Source organism: Pelagibius marinus, from assembly GCF_014925385.1.
Classification (GTDB): Bacteria; Pseudomonadota; Alphaproteobacteria; order Kiloniellales; family Kiloniellaceae; genus Pelagibius; species Pelagibius marinus.
Genome location: NZ_JACSDK010000019.1, coordinates 112,652 through 131,670, shown reverse-complemented (window position 1 = coordinate 131,670; position 19,019 = coordinate 112,652). Strand labels below are relative to the sequence as shown.

Sequence of the window (19,019 nt, the reverse complement as noted above, 5' to 3'; positions counted from 1 at the left end):
GAAGAGAAACGGCGCCGCTAGGCGCGAAGAGAAACGGCGCCGCCAGGCGCGAAGAGAAACGGCGCCGCTGGGCGCGAAGAGAACCGGCGCCGCTGTGCGCGAAGAGAACCGGCGCCGCCGGACGCGAAAGACAGAGGCCTCAGCCGTCCTTCTTGCGCTGCTTCGTCTCGTTGACGAAGTCCTCGTACTTGCCGCCGGCACCGCGCGGGATCTCCTCCATCAGCTTCAGCTCCACGGACACCGTGCCCGGCAGACGCTCGGAGAGATGCGCAATGAGCTTCCCCGCCTCTTCCTCACTCAAGGGACGTGCCGGCACCAGCCGCGCCTCCACCTTGTCGACCGTGACCTGGGCGAGCTGAAACTGGTTGATCGGCGCGATCTTGGTCATCGACTTGACGCCGAAGGCCGGCCAGTACTCGTTGCCCTCGCGGTCAACCAGCATGTTGCGCTCGCGGCCGAGGATGCGGGTCAGGACCGGCAGCCCGCGGCCCGTGGGACAGGGGCCGCCGACCTCGGCAAAGTCGCCGATCTCATATCGCAGCAGAGGCATGGCCAGGTTGTGCAGGGAGGTCGCCACCACGCGCCCCACCTCGCCCGGCTTGCAGGGCTGCCCGGCGCTGTCGATCACTTCCACCAGGACAAAGTCCGCCTGCACCAACTGATGCTCATGGCCCGGGGCCTGCAGCGAGATGTAGCCGAGTTCCTGCGAGCTGTAGGTATCGGCGATCTCCACGCCCCAGGTCTCCCGGCAAGCTTCACGCACATGGGAATGCAGCAACTCTCCGAAGGTCAGGCACTGCTTCAGCTTCGGCAGCTTCAGGCCGTTGTCCCGGAAATAGCGGGCCAGCGACAACAGGTTCGTCGGATAGCCGCGCAGGTAGGTGGGGTTGACGCGCGTCAGCCACTCCGCCTGCTGGGCGACACTGGCATCGATCTCCAGGGCATGGATCGGACCGCTGGGGAAAATCGCGTCGACGGACCTGCCCCAGCTCTGCTGCTTGTAGCCGTCCGGGTAGGATGCGCCCTTCGGGATACGGCGGATCGCCGCCATGGTCGCGGTGAGGTCGCGGTCGTGCCAGAGGTGCTCACGCAGCGTGACCAACTCCCAGAACAACTGATTGAGGCTCGAACTGGCGACGGTTACCGGTGTGCCAGTCGATCCGGAAGTCGACGACCTGGTAATCTTGCCGTGCTCGGGCGGCAACTCGCTGCTGATCAAGCTCTCGCCCGCCTTCTGGATATTGCTGCGGGTCAGCGGCGGCATCCGCAGCCAGTCTTCCGGCGTCACCGCGCGTTCACCCGTCAGCCCGCAGTCATGCAGCCGTTGCCGGTAAAAGGGCACCGTATTCGATACATGGTGCAGCAGGCGGTTCAGCTGGCGGAACTGCAGCTGGCGGATTTCCGCCGGGCTGCGCCACTGGTTGGTCTCGAGCTGATGCAAGAGGGCGAGACGCAACGCCGCGTTCGACCTGGGCATCGCGGGCCAGAGGGAGGAACCGGCAGTGGATTTCGGAATGTTCAGCACTTGTCTTATCCAGGCTAGTACGGCCACCAGTAGGGTAGCAGAGGCAGTGGAACCCCCATGGCCTTCACGAAAATACCATAGGAGAGTCCCAGCGAAGCCGCCGCGGCGGCGAGGGAGAAGCCCCAGGTTTCCCCGGCACAGCGAAGAACGCCCAGGAGATAGACAGCCAGGCCCGCCGGGAACCCCAGCAGAAAGACCATTGGCAAGACCGAGAGCAGGAGCAGAGCTTCCCTCACCCGGCGTCGTTCGCCCCCCGGGGCGATGGCCGGTGTTGCGCCGACCTGCATCGGTGCGGTCCCGCGCCGCAGCGCCACCACCTGCACGATCACGACCACCAGCGTCCCGCCGGCGGCGAGCAGCGGAAAGCGCATCAAAGCGAGCGAATAGTCGTAGTAGAACAGCCCGAGCGCACAGAAGCCGGCCAGGAAAGCCGCCAGCAGCAGCAGGAAGGCCGTTTCAACGCTTCGCATTGCCGTTCCCTCCATAGCGCGCCGCCGCCGCCAGGAAATAGCGCCGCAGCCGTCCCCAGGACAGGCCCATCACGATCAGCACCAGCAGCACCAGGGAGCCGGGGCGCAGCAGGAAGCTCATACCGTAGGCCTGCAGCGTGATGTGCAGGTAGGTCTCGATCAGCGGCGCCATGACGAAGCCCAGCACCAGCGCCGGCCTGCTGTAGCCCATCGCCTTCATGGCGCAGCCCAGCGCGCCGATGACGAAGGTGGCAACCACGTCCAGGGGCTCGTTCTGATAGGCATAGGCCCCCAACACGACCAGCACCGCGAGAATCGGCGCCAGGACCTGCGGGCGCAGATCGGCGATCTTCAGCAGCAGCGGCGAGGCCGCGATCATGACGACCACGGCGACAAGGTTGGCGAAGGCCAGCACGATGGCCAGACCCACGGCAAGGTCCATGTGGTTGGCGAGGAAGTCAGGACCGGGCTCCAGGCCGAGCAGCAGAAAGCCGCCCAGCAGCAGCGACATGCCCGCGCTGCCCGGAATACCGAGCGCCAGTGTGGTGACCAGCGCCCCGCCCTCCTTGGCGTTGTTGCTCGCCTCCGGCGCGATGACGCCTTCGACGCAACCGTTGCCGAAGGCCTCCGGCGTCGCCGAGGTCTGCTTGGCCGAGGCATAGGCGACAAAGGGCGCGGTATCGCCGCCGACACCGGGAACGATGCCGATGAAAACGCCCAGCAACGACGACTTGATCAGCAGATAGGGCCTGAAGATCGTGGCCTTGAGCCCCTCGCCGATCTGGGCGAAGCGGTCTCGCCTGCCCACGGCCGGCGTTTCGGCACGCCGGCCCAGCGCCAGGTCGAGGATCTCGGGCACGGCGAAGAGTCCCAGGACCAGGGGCACCAGGCGGATTCCGTCGAGCAGGTAGTCGAAGTCCAGCCAGAAGCGCGGTACCCCCTGCAAGCGGTCATAGCCGAAGAGCGCCAGGAAAACGCCCAGGCCGCCGGCGATGAGGCCGCGCGCCATGGAGCGCTCCCCCAGGACGCCGACGTAGATGATCCCCATCACCGCGAAGAGGAAGGTCTCGGGCGAGCCGATGTGGAAGACGATGGGCTGGAGGAAGGGCAAGAGGCCCACAAGGGCGATGACCCCGACCACGCCGCCCAGGCCCGAAGAGGCGAAGGCCGCCCCCAGGGCGATGCCGCCCTTGCCCGCGCGGGTCATGGGATAGCCGTCGATCACCGTGGCCGCGTTGGGGCCCGAGCCCGGAATGCCGAGCGCGATGGAGGTCAGCGCCCCGCCGGTGTAGACCACGGCATGGGCGGCCAGGAGAAAGCCCAGGCCCGCCATGGGCTCCATGCCGTAGATGAAGGGCAGCAACAACGCCAGGGCGGTCAGCCCGCCCAGGCCGGGCAGCACACCGAGCAGCAGCCCGACGAAGACCGCCAGCACACAGAGCAGCAAGACCTCCGCGTCCAGAAAGAGCGCGAAGCCGTCAGCTACAGAGGCGAGCATCTGCGCCTCCGCTCAGTCGCAATCTCTATCGGCAAGGCGATGGCTTTCCGCGACGGGCCAAAAGGGGACTGCTGCCGGGAGCGCGGCTACTGGAATTTCTCCAGCGCCACGTGGCGAACCCGGGCCAGTTCTTCATCGGTCAAGCCGTCCATGACGCGGTTGATGGACTGCTTCACCGCCTCGGGCGACAGGTAGCTGATTGGCCGCTTTGCCGCCTGCGCCTCGGCGATTACCGCCGGATCGGTCAATACCTCGCGCGTCACCTGCTGCAGGAAAGCCAGGCGGTCGGCCGGGATGTCCGGCGTGGTCACCAGGGGACGGCCCAGGCCGAAGAGCGCATCTGAGTAGTCGATCCACCAGGCCTGCTCCGGCGTCAACTCGGCAAGCTCGAAGAAAGTCGGAACGTCAGGCATCAGCGACGAGCGTTCACGCGACAGGACCGCCAAGGGCTTCAACCCCTCTTCCTTGCCGTAGCGGCGGGCGGAGCTGTCGGAGGGGATAAAGCCGTCGATCTCCCCGCGGATCGCCGCCAGGGCGATTTCCTTCGAGCCCTTGTAGCCGACGATGATCTGCGCTTCGAGGCCCAGCGCTTCGGCGATGAAGGCGGTACCGGCGCCGATGGTCGCGGTGCGGGCTGTACCGCCGAAGCGGATCGGCCGCTGGGCGTTCAGCATCTCCTCGAGTGACCCGATACCCGCCGCCTCGCTCATCAGCAAGACGCGCTTTTCGTCCGCGACGCGTCCGAGGAAGCCGAGGCGTCCCATCTGGAAGCGCACGCCCGGCGCTTCCAGCACCTGAGAGAAGGAGGCTGTGGCGCCGCCGATCAGCATGATGGTCAGGCCATCCGGCTTACCGGCCACCACCTGGTTCAGGGCGAGGTTCCCGCCACCGCCGGGCCGGTTCTCTACCACCACCTGCGCCCCAAGGCGCGATTCCAGGTGCGGCGCCAGCAGGCGCGCATAGGCATCGTAGCCGCCGCCGGCGCTGTAGCCGACCACCAGCTTGACGACTTTGCCTTTGTAGAATTCGGCGGCGGTCTCCGCGCCAGCCGGCGCGGCCAGGGCACAGAGCGCGAAGAGCGCAGCCAGCGCGCGCTGCAAGCATTTCTTGAACACGGTCTTTCTCCCACAAAACCTTTGGCGGCCGTGGTTCCCCCCAGCGACTCGCCCGCCCAAGCTAGCGCGATCGTCTTATGGAATCATTAACCATATTGGGGAGGTCTCCTGCCCCGGGGGGCCAGGGTCCGCCTCGGGGTTCAGCTCCGATCGGTGCGCTCGGCCAGATAGATCCGCGCCAGCTTCTCGTAGTGGCCGGCCTGATAGACGAAATCGGCCAGTTCGGCCTCCTTCAGCTCGCGCATGAAACGGGCCGGGCTGCCACCCCAGAGCTGGCCGCTGGCGACCGTCTTGCCGGGCGTCACCAGGGCTCCGGCGGCCACCATGGAGCGGCTTTCCACGCGGGCCTTGTCCATCACCGTCGCCCCCATGCCGATGAAAGCGCCATCCTCGACCGTGCAGGCGTGGATCAGCGCCCGGTGACCGACGATCACGCCATCGCCGATCACGGTCGCCATGCCGCCGCCGGTCTCGCGGTAGTCGCCATTCCGGTCGTGGTTGCCGTGAACGATGGTGCCGTCCTGCAGGTTGGTCCCCGCGCCCACGCGAATCCTGTTCACGTCGCCGCGCAGCACGCAGCCATACCAGATGGAACTGCCCGGGCCGATCTCCACGTCGCCGATCACCGCGGCGGTCTCCGCGACGAAGGCATCGGGATGGATCTTCGGCCAGAGGCCGCGGTAGGGAAGGATGTGACCGCTCATACAAGCTCCCTTGGCTTCAAGGATCATCGGGTGGGCGGGCGTCCCGCCCTCGCGCGAAGCCCCCCGCAGCCACTTAGCGGGCCGGGCCGCGCAGGTCAAACCGCCAGCAGGATTTGCCTCTCTTGGGGCGCCGCCGCCAGGGGTCCGCGCTTGTCCCAAATCTCGGCAACGAAGCTATCCCCGGTTGAATATCCACGCACCGCCGGCAAAGAAGTGCTGCAGCCAGCCGCCCACTTCTGGTAGAGTGTTGTACCAGTAAGACTACTCATTTCTTGCCGTCTTCGGGAAAAGGCACATGAAATTCTTCGCAGCCTTGTGCATCATCACCGCCCTGTTCGGCAGCAACGCCGCCTTCGCCGCGGCAGGTGCAGGCGGCGGCCCTTCCGATTCCTGGAACGAGATGCAGAAGTTCGAATACTATCTCGGCGACATCGCGGGCGCCTTGAACGTCTGCCGAATGTACGGGATGCATGCGGAAATGCGGGAGCTGGCATCGCTCAGCCCCTATGGAAAGATCGGCATGCAGGCCTGGGCCGCCTATGACGACATCCGCGGCGGTGTCTGCGGCAGGGTCCGCACGGCTGCGGAAAGTGTGCTCAGCGACAAGGACAAGGTGCTGGATTACTTGCGGGCCAAATACGACTGCAGCTCGGGCGAATGCATCGAGCGCTAGCCCCGTCGGTCAATTAAGACAAAAAAACGGGCTGCAGAGACTGCAGCCCGTTTTCTTTTGCCGTGTTCGCCTGGCGCTCAGCGCCCCAAGGCTTAACGCCCCAAAACTTAACGCCCCAAAACTTAACGCTTCGAGAACTGGAAGCTCCGGCGCGCCTTCGCCCGGCCGTACTTCTTACGCTCGACCACGCGGGAGTCGCGGGTGAGGAAGCCGCCGTGCTTGAGCACCGGCCGCAGAGACGGCTCGTAGAGCGTCAGCGCCTTGGAGATGCCGTGGCGCACCGCACCAGCCTGGCCGGACAGGCCGCCGCCCTTGACCGTGCAGATCACGTCGAACTGATCGGTCCGGTCGGCCACCAGGAAAGGCTGGGCCAGGATCATGCGCAGCACCGGACGCGCGAAGTAGACGGTCTGGTCCTTGCCGTTGACAGTGATCTTGCCGCTGCCCGGCTTGATCCAGACGCGGGCCACCGCGTCCTTGCGCTTGCCGGTGGCGTAGGAGCGCCCGTGAGCGTCGCGCTGCGGTTCCGCAGTCTCGACCGCGGCCTCCGGCGTCACGCCCGTGGCCTCGGCCAGCTCGCCCAGATCGCTCAGGGTTTGAGTCTCGTCGGCCATGCTTACAGGCTCCTCTTGTTCTTCGGATTCATCGCCTGCAGGTCCAGGACCTCGGGCTGCTGAGCCTCGTGGGGGTGCTCGGTGCCGGCATAGACGCGCAGGTTCTTCAACTGCTGGCGCCCCAGACGGTTGCGCGTGATCATGCGCTCCACCGCCTTCTCGATCACCCGCTCCGGAAACTCGCCGCCCAGGATCTGCCCCGCCGTGCGCTCCTTGATGCCGCCGGGGTGGCCGGTGTGCCAGTAGTACACCTTGTCGCTCGTCTTCTTGCCGGTCAGCTTGACCTTCTCGGCATTGATGACGATCACGTTGTCGCCGCAGTCCATGTGCGGCGTGAAGCTCGGCTTATGCTTGCCGCGCAGGATCTTGGCGACCTGGGAAGCCAGGCGGCCAAGGACAACACCATCGGCATCGATCAGGATCCATTTCTTCTCGATGTCCGACGGGGTGGCGGTAAAGGTCTTCATTTCTGCCAACCACTCGTCGCTGAATTCGGGATGGAGCCGCCAGCCAAGGGGCAACGCCCTGAGGCGTGCCGGGACCAGCGCTCCGGAGCGGCGATTTCTAGGGGGATGGAGGTGGACTGTCAATCCGAAAAAGCGCCGCCTTTTCAATTATCTTAGGCATACGGTATTATAATACCCTATACCTAACCCCCTCTCAAAAAAGCGATATTTTACGGCCACTTGCGGACCCGCTTCCAGCTTGCCCGCCGGGCTTCACTCACGCGGCGGGATCGAATAGGTCGCCGTGGCGTGGGAAACCGGCGCCTCCAGGCCCTCCGAATAGACCATGATGTCGCCGACGGCCAGGCGCTTGCCCAGCTTCAACAGGCGGCAGGAGGCCCGCAGATCCCCGGGTTGCGGGCGCTGGAGGAAATTCATGTTCAGGCTGGTGGTCACCGCCAGGGGCACCTCCCCGATCGCGCCCAGCAGTGCGGCGTACATGGTGAAATCGGCCAGGGCCATCTGAGCCGGGCCGCTGAGCGTGCCGCCGGGGCGTATATGCGCCTCGCCGGCCGGCAACCGCACGCGGGCGGTGCCGTGACCGATGTCCTCGGTCACAAAGCCGTAGATGCGCTGGAAGGGCGCGCTCTCGGCCAGCAGCCGATTGAAGGCATCGATGGTGATCTGAGGGGACTTTACGTTCATCTGTTCCATACAGGCCCAGGCCTCCGGCAAGGGTGGCTTCTTGTTGTGCGGGACCTTATTAATCCTTGAACTCCCACCAGTGGAAGCGCCAAAGTCCCTCTACCTCCGAATAAGATAAGGTAGTTCACCGAGGATATCATGCCTGCCGAAGCCGCCCTTTCCAGTGACGCCCCAATCCTGCTGCGCGAAGACAGCGAGGGGATCGCGCGCCTGACCCTCAACCGGCCGCGGCAGTACAACGCCCTCTCCGCCGACCTGATGAGCGCGCTGCAGGCCGCCCTGGACGAGATCGCCGAGGACAACCAGGTGCGCGCCGTGATCATCGAAGGCGCCGGGCGGGGTTTTTGCGCCGGGCACGACCTGAAGGAGCTGCGCGGGCGCAGCGGCGACCGCGAGTTCTATCAGGCAATCTTCAGGCAGTGCAGCCAATTGATGGTCTCCATCACCGGCCTGCCCCAGCCGGTCATCGCCAAGGTGCACGGCATCGCCACGGCGGCGGGCTGCCAGCTGGTCGCCACCTGCGACCTGGCGGTGGCCGACGATGCCGCCCACTTCGGCACCCCCGGCGTCAACATCGGCCTCTTCTGCTCGACGCCCATGGTCGCTCTGTCGCGGGCGGTGCCGCGCAAGCAGGCCATGGAGATGCTGCTGACCGGCGACACGATCGCGGCGGCAGAGGCTGTCAACCTGGGCCTCATCAACCGCGCCGTCCCCGCCGAGACCCTGGAAGAGGCGACCCTCGAGCTGACCCGCAAGGTGGTCAGCAAGTCGCCCCTGACCCTGAAGATCGGTAAGGAAGCCTTCTACCGGCAGATCGAGTACGGGCTGGTGGAAGCCTACGCCTACACGGCTCAGGTCATGACCACCAACATGCTGGCCCGCGATGCCGAGGAAGGCATCGACGCCTTCATCGAAAAGCGCAAGCCCCAATGGGAAGGCCGCTAGGCTGACCGCACCCTTGGGACAGTAAGAGAGCCGTTTCCTTGAACAACGATTTGCAGGACCTCTGGAACCTGGTGGCCGAAGTCTGGCACTACGGATTCCTCGGTGTCGACGTCGGGCGTTTGCTGTCCGCCCTCGGCATCATCGTCGCCTTCCTGATCATCCGACACTTCTTCACGCGCTTTGTCATGGCGCGCCTGCACCGCTGGGCGGAGAAGACGGAGAGCACGCTGGATGACGAGGCCATCGAAGCCCTGGCGCCGCCAATCCGCTTCATCCCGCTGGTGATCGGCATCTTCGTCGCGGTCGGCTACCTGGACTTCCGCGACGGTGTGGGGCAGGTCGCCGACAACGTGCTGCGATCCCTGGTGGTCTTCACCCTCTTCTGGTGCCTCTTCGCCGCGGTGGCGCCCTTCTCCTTCGTCTTCGGCAAGTTGGAGAGGATCTTCACGCGGCCCATGGTCGAATGGCTCGTCAAGGCCACCAAGATCGGCATCGCCTTCATCGGCGGCGCCATCATCCTGGAGCTCTGGGGCATCGAGGTGGGCCCGATCCTGGCCGGCGCCGGCCTGCTGGGCGTCGCCGTGGCACTGGGCGCGCAGGATCTCTTCAAGAACCTCATCGCCGGCATCCTGGTGATCGCCGAAAAGCGCTTCCACCCCGGCGACTGGGTGCGCGTCGACGGCGTGGTCGAGGGCACGGTGGAAACCATCGGCTTCCGCTCCACCCGCGTGCGCCGCTTCGACAAGGCGCCGGTCTTCGTACCCAATGCCAAGCTGTCCGACAACGCGGTCACCAACTTCAGCGCCATGACCCATCGGCGAATCTACTGGATGATCGGCGTCGAGTACCGCACCACGGTGGATCAGCTGCGCGAGATCCGTAACGGCATCGAGAGCTACATCATCGGCAACGAGGACTTCGCGCAGCCCGACGAGGTGTCGACCTTTGTACGCGTCGACAGCTTCAACGATTCCTCGATCGACATCATGCTCTACTGCTTCACCAAGACCACCAATTGGGGCGAGTGGCTGGAGATCAAGGAAAAGCTGGCCTATCACATCATGGATGTGGTGCAGAAGGCCGGCAGCAGCTTCGCCTTCCCGAGCCAATCGCTCTATGTGGAATCGCTGCCCGACGACCGGCCGGAAGCCTTCGTCCCGCCCGGCGAGCGCCAGGGCGGCGGCACGCAAGACGCCAGGAACGAATAGGACAGGCCGGCGAAGATGAGCAGCCCCCTCACCTACTCCAACAACGAGCTGCTGGCGATCCTGCGCGATACCCGGACCATCGCCATGGTCGGGGCCTCGCCGAAGTGGAACCGGCCGAGCTACTTTGCGATGAAGTACCTGCAGGAGAAAGGCTACCGCGTCATCCCAGTGAACCCGGGCCACGCGGGCAAGGAAATCCTGGGAGAGACGGTCTATGCCTCGTTGGCGGAGATCCCCGGCAAGTTCGAGATGGTCGACATCTTCCGCAACTCCGAAGCCGCCGGCCCGGTCACCGACGAGGCCATCGCCGTGGCCAAGGACAAGGGCATCAAGGTAGTGTGGATGCAGCTCGGCGTCATAAACGAGGCCGCCGCGGAGAAAGCGCGCGCCGCCGGGCTGACCGTGGTCATGGACCGCTGCCCCAAGATCGAGTTCGGCCGCCTGAATGCCGAGCTCTCCTGGGGAGGTTTCAACTCGCGGATCATTACCTCCAAACGCCGCCGCGTGAGGCTGTCATGAGCGACAAGAAGAGCATGGGCAAGTCGCGTGAATACGGCTTCGAGACCCGCATGATCCACGCGGGCACCCAGCCGGAGCCGGTGACCGGCGCGCGGCAGACGCCGATCTTCCAGAACACCTCCTACGTCTTCCACGACGCCGACCACGCGGCCTCGCTGTTCAATCTGCAGACCTTCGGCTTCATCTACTCGCGCCTGACCAATCCCACGGTGGCGGCGCTGGAAGAGCGCCTGGCGAACCTGGAGGGCGGGCGCGGCGGCACCTGCTGCGCTTCCGGCCACGCTTCGCAGATCCTCGCCTTCTTCGCCCTCATGGAGCCGGGCGACCACTTCATCGCCTCGACGCGGCTCTACGGCGGCTCGATCACCCAGTTCGGCAAGACCTTCAAGAAGTTCGACTGGCAGGTCGACTTCGTCGACGTCGACGACCCCGAGGCGGTGCGCCGCGCGCTGACGCCGAAGACCAAGGCCATCTTCGTCGAGAGCCTGGCCAACCCCGGCGGCGTGGTCAGCGACCTGGAGGCGCTGGCCGCCATCGCCCGCGAGGCGGAGATCCCGCTGATCGTCGACAACACCATGGCCACGCCTTATCTCTGTCAGCCCTTCGACTGGGGTGCCGACCTCATCGTTCACTCGACCACCAAGTTCCTCTCGGGCAACGGCACCTCGGTCGGCGGCGCGGTGATCGATTCCGGAAACTTCGACTGGACCGCCAGCGGTAAGTTCCCCGGACTGGCGGCGCCGGAGCCGGCTTACCACGGCCTGAACTTCCACGAGACCTTCGGCGACATGGCCTTCACCATGCAGGCCCATGCGGTGGGCCTGCGCGACCTGGGTGCGACCATGGCGCCGATGCACGCCTTCCAGACCCTGCTGGGCACGGAGACGCTGAGCCTGCGCATGGAGCGGCACTGCGCCAACGCCAAGCAGGTCGCCGAGTTCCTGGAAGGCCATCCGGCGGTCGCCTGGGTCTCCTGCGCTGCCCTGGCCTCCAGCCCCTACCGGGCACTGGCCGAGAAGTACCTGCCGCGTGGCGCCGGCTCGGTCTTCACCCTTGGCCTGAAAGGTGGCTACGAGGCGGGCGTGAAGATGGTGGAGGGCTGCGAGCTGTTCTCCCATCTGGCCAACATCGGCGACGTGCGCTCGCTGATCCTGCACCCGGCATCGACCACGCACCGCCAGCTGTCCGAAGAGCAGCAGGCCGCGGCCGGCGCCGGCCCGGAGGTGGTGCGCCTCTCGATCGGCCTGGAGACGGTGGAGGACATCATCGCCGACCTGGAGTTGGCCCTGGCGGCGACGGCTTAACGCAAGCAGGACTTCCGGGGTCCGGGCGCCTCCTCAGTACGGCAGGCAATGCGTCAGAAGCTTGAACGTCAGGGGATCGAACCGAAACTCGGTCTGCAGTTCCTTGCCGAACAGTCCGAGCCAAGCATCCTGAGCGGCATAAGCGAGCTGCTCGCGCTCTGCCGGACAGGTATAGGTCAGCCCGCCGACATTCTGAAGGTGGTGAACCAGCTCGTGGACCAGGATCGAGACTTCCAAGGGTGTCCTTCCCTCCCAGCCCTCAGGCAGGAAGATCGTCTGCTCGGAATCGACATAGACCGCGATGACGTCGGACGGGTCCACTGAATGGCTGGCCCCGTAGCGCATCTCGGCAATGCGAACCGTGGGCGCCATTTCGACTGCCGGAAGCTCATAGCTCACCGGCAGACTGAAATTCAGCGAAAGCCAAGTTGCGATGGTTGTAAGCAGCAGCTCCATTTCGTAGCCGTCCCGGTGCCTGTCGTCCGGCCAGACGGCCGCGGGTCTCTTCGCAGCCGTGTAGCTCTGGTTGAACTCTAGGAATCGAGCGTTCTTCAGGCGTTATCGGAGCGTTGCGGAAGCGGCGGGTGACGTTGCGAGAGGCGTCAAATCGGCGTTAAATTGAATGCGTGCTCACTATCGGGACCGAAATTGATCGAGAGGTGGCCGGGTGAAACCGTTGCGCTTCACGCTGCTCGGCGGTTTCCAGGTCCGGGACACGGCCGGTACTGAAATCGCCATATCAGGCACGAAGGTCGCACTGCTGCTCGCATACCTTGCATTGCGCCCCGGCCAGGATCACTCCCGCGACAAATTGATCAATCTGCTGTGGAGCGACCGCGCCGAAGAGCAGGCTCGCGCCAGCCTGCGCCAAGCGATCTGGGCTCTGCGCCGCGCGCTCGGCGACTCCGCTTCCTCGCCGCTCGTCGTGACGAGCGCTTCTCTCTGCCTGAACAAGGACCAGATCGAAACGGACGTTGGCGACATCGAGAGGCTGGTGGCGGAGAACTCGGTCTCCTCGCTGCGCTCGGCAACCGGCCTCTATCGCGGTCGCCTGCTGGAAGGGCTGCGCGTGCGCGATCCGGCCTTCGACGCCTTCCTGCGCGATGAAGGGACGCGCATCCACGACCTGGTCGTGAGTGCCTGTACGCGCCTTCTCGAAACACAACGCAGTGAGCCGGCAGGTGCGGAGGGTGCCAAGCTGGCCAAGGCGCTTCTTGAGCTGGATCCCCTCCAGGAAGCCGCTCACCGTTATCTGATCTGGCACCTCGCCCAGAGAGGCGAGATCGGCCTCGCTGCCCGCCAGTATCGGGAATGTTGCGACGTTCTGCGCCGGGAACTGGACCTCGACCCGAGCGCCGAGACCCAAGCCGCCTTTGAGGAGGCCAAGCAATCCCAGGCTCCCGACGGCGGCACAGACGAGGGCCAGCTGGACAAGCCGTTCCTGACGGCCTGGGAGAAGCCGAAGATCGCCGTGCTGCCCTTCCTGAACTTGAGCGGCGATCCGCTGCAAGAGTATTTTTCCGACGGCGTCACCGAGGAGATCATCGCGGCGCTGGCTCTCTGGCGCTCCTTCCCTGTCATCTCGAGCAGCTCAAGCTTCGCCTTCAAAGGACGTGCGGTCGACGTGAAGCAGGTCGGCCGTGACCTGGACGCAAGGTATGTGCTCGAGGGAAGCATCCGCAAAAGCGGTACCGAGGTACGTGTAACCGCACAGCTGATCGACACCGCTTCCGGCCATCACGTCTGGGTCGAGAAGTTCAACCGCCACTTGGAGGATGTATTTTCCCTGCAGGACGAGATTGCCGGCCGGATTGCGGCGACCCTGGAACCGGCCATGGGAAACGTCGAGCTGAACCGGTCGCGTAGAGAACATCCGGTCAATCTGGACGCCTGGGACTTCTGCCTGCGGGGCAAGGCCTACCTGCGCAGTTGGACCGAAAACGATACGGTCATGGCCCGGCGGATGTTCGAAAAAGCCGTCGAGCTCGATCCGGGCTACAGCGAGGCTTTCGCCGATCTTGCCTGGACCCACTCCCGCGACCTGCTGATGGAGTGGTCGGAGGACAGGGAACACTCCATCGAGCGGATGCACGCGGCGGCCAAGCGCGCGGTGGAGCTCGACGACAGCTCTTCCCTCGCCCACTACCGCCTCAGCACAGCTTATCTCTGGCGTAACGAGCACGAACTCGCCATTGCCGAAGGCCGCCAGGCGGTAGAGCTGAATCCCATGAGCGCAGACGCCCTTCATGCGCTTGGCAACAAGATCGACCTGGCGGGCGATCCGGACGGCATCCCCATGATGGAACGCGCCCTGATGCTCAGCCCGCTGCACCCGCAAAGGAACATGCAGTTGACCTTCCTCGCCCGCGCCTATCTCAACATCCACCAGTACGAAAAAGCGACGGAGACCGCGCGGGAGGCGATCCAACGCCAACCCGATTATCCTCACGCCTACTACATCCTGGCGGCCGCCCTCGGACACTTGGAAGACAAGGAGAGTGCGGGCGTCGCCTTGGCGAAGTGCGAAGAAGTCCATCCCGGCTTTGTGGAGAGACGTTCCGGCTGGGCACCCTATCTCAAGCCCGAAAGCAACGCGCATCTCCACGAAGGGCTGCACAAAGCCGGCGTTCAGGACCGGGCCCGGACCGAATCACGGAACGACCCGGCGCAGCGCCATAACATCTCGTAACCGTGCCCGGTGCCGCGCCTTTACGGCGGATCACTCGTAGGAGGCTACCTTCACCAGGTTGCCGTCGGGGTCGCGGAACCAGATCGAGCGCAGCAGACCTTCCGCACCGTCGGTTTCGGCCGGTCCGTGCTCCAAATCGACGCCGCAGGCGCGCAGGTGGGCGACAAAGTCGGTCAGCGGCGTTGCAGCCACCACGCAGAACTCCGCTGAACCCGGGATCGGCACCGCCGCCTTGCGCGACAGCTCGTTCGGATTGGGATTGATGTTGATCCTGTGGCGGCCGAAGCGCAGGGCGACGCGTCCTTCACCAAAGGGCTCCCGCGCCATACCGAGCACCTTTTCGTAGAAGGCACAGGTCTGATCGACATCGCGCACGGTCAGCGCGAAATGATCCAGGCGATCCAGCTCGACGGACAGGTTGCTCATTGTGAAACTATCGGACCTCTTGTCGTGACGTTACTCGGCCGGTGCCGTTACTGGCACGGCCGTTTTAGGATTCGGCAGGAAGAAAGCGACGGCCGCAGCCGTCGCGGCGATCGCGGCCAGGACGAAGTAGAGCTCGGTGAACTCCCCGCTGCGGCCCTCGACCCAGGAGGCCAGCAGGATCGCCGGGTTGGCGATCGCGAAGGCCAGCACGAACTTCACACCGAAGGCCAGGCCGCGGTGGCGCTGCGGCGTATAGCGGGCCAGCAGCATGTTCTCCGCCGGAAGGGCGACCGCGCTCAGCACCACCGTCATCACCGCCAGCGCCATCAGCGGCCCCGACGCGGCCGAGGCGAGCAGCAGCAGTACAGGCACCTGGAAGAGGAAGGCGCTCAGGTAGATGGGCTTCAGGGGGAAGCGGTCGGCCAGCCAGCCGCCAACCAGCTGCATGAAACCGCCCGCGGTATAGACAAGAGCCACCAGCACCCCGATGCCGAGCGCGCCCTCGCCCGCCAGGTCGCGCAGGCGCAGATCGAAGATCTTCGGCAGCGACGCCTGGGTGGCGTGGAACATCAGCCCCATGACCATCATGGTCAGCAGCAGGACCGCGTAGACGCGAACCATGTCGTTGCGCGAGGGCGGCGCTTCCGGAGCCTGGTCACTCCCGCTCTCGCGGACCCAGCCGAGCCGCAGGCAGAGGATCAAGGCCAAGCCGGTGGCCAGGCAGACCGCCCCCGGCACGATGAAGGCGGCGCGCCAGGAGATGGCATCGATGAGGACGCCGGCGACCAGGCCCGCGCAGGCAATGCCGAGGGATCCGAAGATGCCGTTGACCGCCAGGGCCATGCCGCGCGCCCGCGCGCTCTTCACCACCCAGGCGACGCCGACGGGATGGTAGATGGCGCTGAACAGGCCCACCGCCGCCAGGCCCAGCATCAGCGCGGTGGGCGACGAGACCAGTCCGCAGACGATGCCGGCGAGGCCGAGGCCGACGAAGAAGACCGCCATCATGCCGGAAGCCGACCAGCGGTCCCCCAGCCAGCCGGCGGGCAGAGCGGCAAGCCCGACCAGCAGCGACCCTACCGCCCAGAGCTTCACCAGCTCATGGTTCGGCAGGCTCCACTCGGTTTCCAGGGACAGCGCGATAACGAAATAGAACGCGGTGAAGAGGTGCATATAGGCATGGCCTAAGCACGAGAACGCCAGCGCCAGACGCGCCGATGGAGCCTTCATGGCTGTCTTCCCCAGTCTCTTCCCCCTCCCAAGTATACGCTAACGGCCCTAGGGACAAGATGGCGAAACGCATAGAGAAACTGAAGATACAGCCCAAACGGGGTGTTTACCGGGACGCCTGGCCCGGCGCGACGGCGGAGCCCGACGGTTGTTCTCAGGTGGATTTGCCCTGCCCCGATTTCGCCTCAAAATAATCACCCGGCAGCCCCTTTCCGGTCCCGGCCTGGCCCAAATCCCCAGACATCCTGGACCCTGGATGCGAAGCAAAAAATCAACAGGTCAAGGAGCCAAACCCATGGACGGCAGTTCTCTTCGAGTCAGCCCCGAAGACCTCGGGGCCAGGGGTCCGGAGGCCGGCCTCCCGGGCCCGGAAAACGGCGGCCCGGCGCCGGAGCTGGATCTGGAACGCCTGGTCTGGGATCCGGAGTACCGCAAGGCCATGCGCCACCTGATCAGGCGCGGCTCCTAGTTCCTGCCGTCAGGCGTCGCCCTGCGGCACCGTTTCGTGGCTGATCCAGTCCAAAAAGGCCCGGCTGCCCCCGGCCAGCGGCAGGATCACGGCGCAGGGGCACTCGTAGCTGTGCATGGCCTCGACCGCCGCGATCAACTCCTCCGCCCGCTCGCGGGTGGTTTTCATGATCACCACGCTCTCCGAACCTTCCCCGATCTCCCCTTCCCAGAGAAAAATCGGCACCATCTGCGGAAATACGTTGGCGCAGGCCGCAAGGCGGGCTTCGACCATGGCGCGCCCGATCAGCCGGGCTTCCTCGGCATCCGCCGCGGTCACGTAGACCAGGCAGTGGGAATAGTTAACGGACATGGGGGGATAGCTCTCCCGAGTCGCTTTCTGCGTCAAGCTATCGTAGCATGGCCCTGAAAGCAGGGAGAGAGAGCATGGACCGATTGTCCCCCACGGCCCAGACGCTCGGCACAGAGAGGCACGGCAGCACCGCGACGGCCGGTCCGGGGCGCAAGCATCGCCCCACGGTCACGCAGCTGGCATGGCTCAGCCGTGGGCTGGAGCAGGCCGGCGCCAAGCTGCCGCTGTTCGATCACTACGGACAACGCTATGACCAGCGCACGATCCGCAGCTGCATCGAGCAGGGCTGGGCCGAGCCTTGGTTCAAGAACCCGATCAAGCCGGACTGGCTGGTCTGCCGCCTGACCGAGGAAGGGCGCCGCATCGCCGAGGCCGGCGAGGCCCTGGCCGAGGCGGCGGACGACGAGCCGCGGGAAGCGAAGATCCGGGATCTGGTAGACGACCTCTTCGCCTGAGCGGCGGCGGCCTTCAGCGAATCTGCTTGCGCCAGCGTTCGATGGTGCGCGCGACAAAGCCGTCGGGCGCGTCTTCCTTCTGCCACTCGCTGGCAAAGGATGCCGTGTCGCTGTGCGGGCGCTTCTCCTCGGGCAGATGGTCGAAGCGGATGCGCATCGGCAGCACCACACCTTCACCCACCACCACGGCCTGCTGGTTGCGCAGGGACGGCAGCGAATTCAGCATGCCCTCGGCGCTTTCCGGCAGGGCCTGGCGTACGAAGTCCTGGTCCTTCTGATTACCCATGCGCAACGCGAAGAGCGTGCTGCACTGGGACAGGATGGTCTCCGACAACTCCGAAGGACGCTGCGACACGAGGCCGAGGGAGAGACCGTACTTGCGCCCCTCCTTGGCGATACGGGCGATCATGCGGCGCGTCGGCTCGAAGCCCTTGCTCTGGTCATTGGGGATGTAGCGATGCGCTTCCTCGCAGACCAGCAGCACCGGCACCGCGGACTCTCGCTCGCTCCACACCACGAAGTCGAAGAGCGTGCGGCACAGCAGTGAGACGACGACGTCGACAATCTCCGACGGCACGCCCGAGAGATCGAAGATGGTCAGCGGCTTGCCCTCGACCGGCACGCGGATCAGGCGGGCCAGCACGTCGGGCAGCGAGTCCCGCACCGACAGGCTGGAGAACATGAAGGCGTAACGGCGGTCGCTGCGCAGCGCCTCGATGCGCGAACGCAGGCGCAGATAAGGCTTGGCCTGCTCCGCCTTCTGCAGCTGGCCCATCGCCGCTTCGATGTTGTGCAGCAGGGCGCTCAAGGGATAGGGCGTCGGCGTGTCCACCGTGATGTAGCGCCCCTCCTCCTCGTTTTCCGCCGACCCGCGACGCGCCAGCTGGATGGCGTCCTTCAGGATGAAGGACTCGGAAGAGCGGCTGATCTCGTCGCGGCTGCACATCACCTCGACCATCTCTTCGAAGTTCAGCAACCAATAGGGCAGCTGCAGGTTCTCCGGCGTGACGATCTCGGCCAATCCGTCGAAGGCGCGGGTATATTCGTTGTGCGGATCCAGCAGCACGACATGGCCGAAGGGATGAGCGCCAAGGATGGCGTGCAACACCGTGGCCAGCGCGCAGGACTTGCCCGAGCCGGTGGTGCCAAGGATGGCGAAGTGCTTCCCCAAAAGGTCATCGGTGACCAGATAGGCCGGCAGAGCGTCGTTCTGGTGCAGGCTGCCGATCTTGACGTTCGATCCCTTGGGGCGCTTGTAAATCTGCTGCAGCTCGACCATGGACGTGGCGTAAACCGCTTCGCCCAGGCCCGGGTAGAGCGAGACGCCGCGCAGCAGGTCGAACTCTCCGGGATCGACCCCTTCCGGCGTCAGGCATTCGCCGAAGAGGTCGATTTCCATGACCCACTGCTCGCCGAACTCCGGCGAGGGCGACGGGTTGCCGGTGGCAAGGCTGGAGACGATGCCGAAGGCCGTGGAGCCGGTGGTCGGCATCTTCACCAGGGCGCCGATCTGTACCGATTCGTTGAGCTGCTGCGCCGCCTCGGGGCCCGGCCCGGTGGAGACCAGGCTCGCGGTCACCTTGGCGCCCGTCACGGAAATGATGTGGCCGACCTTGAAGCCCGAAGCCGCCGCCTTCGGCAGGTCCATTTGCTGAACGTTCTGCATCTGCTGC

At 65.4% G+C, this 19,019-nt stretch carries 21 protein-coding genes; 8 read left to right on the top strand and 13 right to left on the bottom strand.

Going from position 1 to position 19,019, the window contains the following annotated elements; genetic code table 11:
* Nucleotides 1-139: 139 nt before the first annotated feature.
* The 5 genes from H7X47_RS23800 to H7X47_RS23780 all read right to left on the bottom strand — a co-directional run bounded on the left by H7X47_RS23800 (nt 140) and on the right by H7X47_RS23780 (nt 5,312).
* Nucleotides 140-1,456 carry a phenylacetate--CoA ligase family protein gene (locus tag H7X47_RS23800; protein ID WP_193371262.1) on the bottom strand — a complete coding sequence of 439 codons (1,317 nt, stop codon included), beginning with the start codon at nt 1,454-1,456 and terminating at the stop codon, nt 140-142.
* Between the two features lie 83 nt (nt 1,457-1,539).
* Nucleotides 1,540-1,995 (bottom strand): hypothetical protein, encoded by a 456-nt coding sequence (locus tag H7X47_RS23795; protein WP_193371261.1) that lies wholly within the window; start codon nt 1,993-1,995, stop codon nt 1,540-1,542.
* Nucleotides 1,982-3,493, bottom strand: a complete 1,512-nt coding sequence (locus H7X47_RS23790) for a tripartite tricarboxylate transporter permease (protein WP_193371260.1) — start codon at nt 3,491-3,493, stop codon at nt 1,982-1,984. Before H7X47_RS23790 ends, H7X47_RS23795 begins: the two co-directional genes overlap by 14 nt.
* Nucleotides 3,494-3,579: 86 nt before the next feature.
* Nucleotides 3,580-4,608, bottom strand: coding sequence for a Bug family tripartite tricarboxylate transporter substrate binding protein (locus H7X47_RS23785; RefSeq protein ID WP_193371259.1), 1,029 nt, complete (start codon nt 4,606-4,608; stop codon nt 3,580-3,582).
* A gap of 140 nt (nt 4,609-4,748) precedes the next feature.
* Nucleotides 4,749-5,312 carry a gamma carbonic anhydrase family protein gene (locus tag H7X47_RS23780; protein WP_193371258.1) on the bottom strand — a complete coding sequence of 188 codons (564 nt, stop codon included), beginning with the start codon at nt 5,310-5,312 and terminating at the stop codon, nt 4,749-4,751.
* A 295-nt stretch (nt 5,313-5,607) separates the two neighbouring features.
* Between H7X47_RS23780 and H7X47_RS23775 the strand changes: the two genes are divergently transcribed.
* Nucleotides 5,608-5,985 carry a hypothetical protein gene (locus tag H7X47_RS23775; protein WP_193371257.1) on the top strand — a complete coding sequence of 126 codons (378 nt, stop codon included), beginning with the start codon at nt 5,608-5,610 and terminating at the stop codon, nt 5,983-5,985.
* A gap of 122 nt (nt 5,986-6,107) precedes the next feature.
* Here H7X47_RS23775 and rpsI read toward each other — a convergent pair whose 3' ends face one another.
* The 3 genes from rpsI to H7X47_RS23760 all read right to left on the bottom strand — a co-directional run bounded on the left by rpsI (nt 6,108) and on the right by H7X47_RS23760 (nt 7,759).
* Nucleotides 6,108-6,599 carry a 30S ribosomal protein S9 gene (gene rpsI / locus H7X47_RS23770; RefSeq protein WP_193371256.1) on the bottom strand — a complete coding sequence of 164 codons (492 nt, stop codon included), beginning with the start codon at nt 6,597-6,599 and terminating at the stop codon, nt 6,108-6,110.
* Nucleotides 6,600-6,601: 2 nt separating this feature from the next.
* Nucleotides 6,602-7,066 (bottom strand): 50S ribosomal protein L13, encoded by a 465-nt coding sequence (rplM, locus tag H7X47_RS23765; RefSeq protein WP_193371255.1) that lies wholly within the window; start codon nt 7,064-7,066, stop codon nt 6,602-6,604.
* 252 nt (nt 7,067-7,318) lie between these two features.
* Nucleotides 7,319-7,759 (bottom strand): PaaI family thioesterase, encoded by a 441-nt coding sequence (locus tag H7X47_RS23760; protein ID WP_227010752.1) that lies wholly within the window; start codon nt 7,757-7,759, stop codon nt 7,319-7,321.
* Between the two features lie 129 nt (nt 7,760-7,888).
* On the opposite strand from H7X47_RS23760, the gene H7X47_RS23755 reads away from it, so the two are divergent.
* From H7X47_RS23755 to H7X47_RS23740, 4 genes are read left to right on the top strand one after another with little or no spacing between them, the layout of a single operon-like run.
* Entirely contained in the window at nt 7,889-8,695 is an 807-nt protein-coding gene (locus H7X47_RS23755; RefSeq protein ID WP_193371254.1) for an enoyl-CoA hydratase, read from the top strand.
* 38 nt (nt 8,696-8,733) lie between these two features.
* On the top strand, nt 8,734-9,903 hold the full coding sequence (locus H7X47_RS23750) for a mechanosensitive ion channel family protein (RefSeq protein WP_193371253.1): 1,170 nt from the start codon (nt 8,734-8,736) through the stop codon (nt 9,901-9,903).
* Between the two features lie 15 nt (nt 9,904-9,918).
* Entirely contained in the window at nt 9,919-10,422 is a 504-nt protein-coding gene (locus H7X47_RS23745) for a CoA-binding protein (protein WP_193371252.1), read from the top strand.
* The gene (locus H7X47_RS23740) at nt 10,419-11,726 is read left to right on the top strand and encodes an O-acetylhomoserine aminocarboxypropyltransferase (protein ID WP_227010751.1); all 1,308 of its coding nucleotides are present in this window, start codon (nt 10,419-10,421) and stop codon (nt 11,724-11,726) included. The genes H7X47_RS23745 and H7X47_RS23740 overlap by 4 nt, the downstream gene beginning before the upstream one ends.
* A gap of 33 nt (nt 11,727-11,759) precedes the next feature.
* Here H7X47_RS23740 and H7X47_RS23735 read toward each other — a convergent pair whose 3' ends face one another.
* Nucleotides 11,760-12,182 carry a DUF6647 family protein gene (locus tag H7X47_RS23735; RefSeq protein WP_193371251.1) on the bottom strand — a complete coding sequence of 141 codons (423 nt, stop codon included), beginning with the start codon at nt 12,180-12,182 and terminating at the stop codon, nt 11,760-11,762.
* A 211-nt stretch (nt 12,183-12,393) separates the two neighbouring features.
* Between H7X47_RS23735 and H7X47_RS23730 the strand changes: the two genes are divergently transcribed.
* Nucleotides 12,394-14,415: a BTAD domain-containing putative transcriptional regulator gene (locus tag H7X47_RS23730; RefSeq protein ID WP_193371250.1), complete on the top strand. Its 2,022-nt coding sequence runs from the start codon at nt 12,394-12,396 to the stop codon at nt 14,413-14,415.
* A 30-nt stretch (nt 14,416-14,445) separates the two neighbouring features.
* Here H7X47_RS23730 and H7X47_RS23725 read toward each other — a convergent pair whose 3' ends face one another.
* Entirely contained in the window at nt 14,446-14,841 is a 396-nt protein-coding gene (locus tag H7X47_RS23725; RefSeq protein ID WP_193371249.1) for a VOC family protein, read from the bottom strand.
* A gap of 30 nt (nt 14,842-14,871) precedes the next feature.
* Entirely contained in the window at nt 14,872-16,071 is a 1,200-nt protein-coding gene (locus tag H7X47_RS23720) for an MFS transporter (protein WP_193371248.1), read from the bottom strand.
* 295 nt (nt 16,072-16,366) lie between these two features.
* Here H7X47_RS23720 and H7X47_RS23715 point away from each other — a divergent pair, with 295 nt between their 5' ends.
* Nucleotides 16,367-16,540, top strand: coding sequence for a hypothetical protein (locus H7X47_RS23715; protein WP_193371247.1), 174 nt, complete (start codon nt 16,367-16,369; stop codon nt 16,538-16,540).
* Between the two features lie 9 nt (nt 16,541-16,549).
* On the opposite strand, the gene cutA is transcribed toward H7X47_RS23715, so the two are convergent.
* A complete protein-coding gene (gene cutA, locus H7X47_RS23710) occupies nt 16,550-16,891 on the bottom strand; it encodes a divalent-cation tolerance protein CutA (RefSeq protein ID WP_193371246.1) in 342 nt (113 codons plus the stop codon).
* Nucleotides 16,892-16,965: 74 nt separating this feature from the next.
* Here cutA and H7X47_RS25980 point away from each other — a divergent pair, with 74 nt between their 5' ends.
* Complete coding sequence (locus tag H7X47_RS25980; protein ID WP_227010750.1) at nt 16,966-17,346, top strand: hypothetical protein; 381 nt, start codon at nt 16,966-16,968, stop codon at nt 17,344-17,346.
* A 13-nt stretch (nt 17,347-17,359) separates the two neighbouring features.
* Here the strand turns inward: H7X47_RS25980 and H7X47_RS23700 are convergent, their stop codons facing one another.
* Nucleotides 17,360-19,012 carry an ATP-binding protein gene (locus H7X47_RS23700; protein WP_193371245.1) on the bottom strand — a complete coding sequence of 551 codons (1,653 nt, stop codon included), beginning with the start codon at nt 19,010-19,012 and terminating at the stop codon, nt 17,360-17,362.
* Nucleotides 19,013-19,019 lie beyond the last annotated feature (7 nt).

Coding starts and splice junctions, on each gene's coding strand:
- H7X47_RS23795 (WP_193371261.1), bottom strand. CDS start 1,995: ATGCGAAGCGTTGAAACGGCCTTCCTGCTGCTGCTGGCGGCTTTCCTG.
- H7X47_RS23790 (WP_193371260.1), bottom strand. CDS start 3,493: ATGCTCGCCTCTGTAGCTGACGGCTTCGCGCTCTTTCTGGACGCGGAG.
- H7X47_RS23780 (WP_193371258.1), bottom strand. CDS start 5,312: ATGAGCGGTCACATCCTTCCCTACCGCGGCCTCTGGCCGAAGATCCAT.
- H7X47_RS23775 (WP_193371257.1), top strand. CDS start 5,608: ATGAAATTCTTCGCAGCCTTGTGCATCATCACCGCCCTGTTCGGCAGC.
- rpsI (WP_193371256.1), bottom strand. CDS start 6,599: ATGGCCGACGAGACTCAAACCCTGAGCGATCTGGGCGAGCTGGCCGAG.
- rplM (WP_193371255.1), bottom strand. CDS start 7,066: ATGAAGACCTTTACCGCCACCCCGTCGGACATCGAGAAGAAATGGATC.
- H7X47_RS23760 (WP_227010752.1), bottom strand. CDS start 7,759: ATGGAACAGATGAACGTAAAGTCCCCTCAGATCACCATCGATGCCTTC.
- H7X47_RS23755 (WP_193371254.1), top strand. CDS start 7,889: ATGCCTGCCGAAGCCGCCCTTTCCAGTGACGCCCCAATCCTGCTGCGC.
- H7X47_RS23745 (WP_193371252.1), top strand. CDS start 9,919: ATGAGCAGCCCCCTCACCTACTCCAACAACGAGCTGCTGGCGATCCTG.
- H7X47_RS23740 (WP_227010751.1), top strand. CDS start 10,419: ATGAGCGACAAGAAGAGCATGGGCAAGTCGCGTGAATACGGCTTCGAG.
- H7X47_RS23735 (WP_193371251.1), bottom strand. CDS start 12,182: ATGGAGCTGCTGCTTACAACCATCGCAACTTGGCTTTCGCTGAATTTC.
- H7X47_RS23725 (WP_193371249.1), bottom strand. CDS start 14,841: ATGAGCAACCTGTCCGTCGAGCTGGATCGCCTGGATCATTTCGCGCTG.
- H7X47_RS23720 (WP_193371248.1), bottom strand. CDS start 16,071: ATGAAGGCTCCATCGGCGCGTCTGGCGCTGGCGTTCTCGTGCTTAGGC.
- H7X47_RS23715 (WP_193371247.1), top strand. CDS start 16,367: ATGGACGGCAGTTCTCTTCGAGTCAGCCCCGAAGACCTCGGGGCCAGG.
- cutA (WP_193371246.1), bottom strand. CDS start 16,891: ATGTCCGTTAACTATTCCCACTGCCTGGTCTACGTGACCGCGGCGGAT.
- H7X47_RS25980 (WP_227010750.1), top strand. CDS start 16,966: ATGGACCGATTGTCCCCCACGGCCCAGACGCTCGGCACAGAGAGGCAC.
- H7X47_RS23700 (WP_193371245.1), bottom strand. CDS start 19,012: ATGCAGAACGTTCAGCAAATGGACCTGCCGAAGGCGGCGGCTTCGGGC.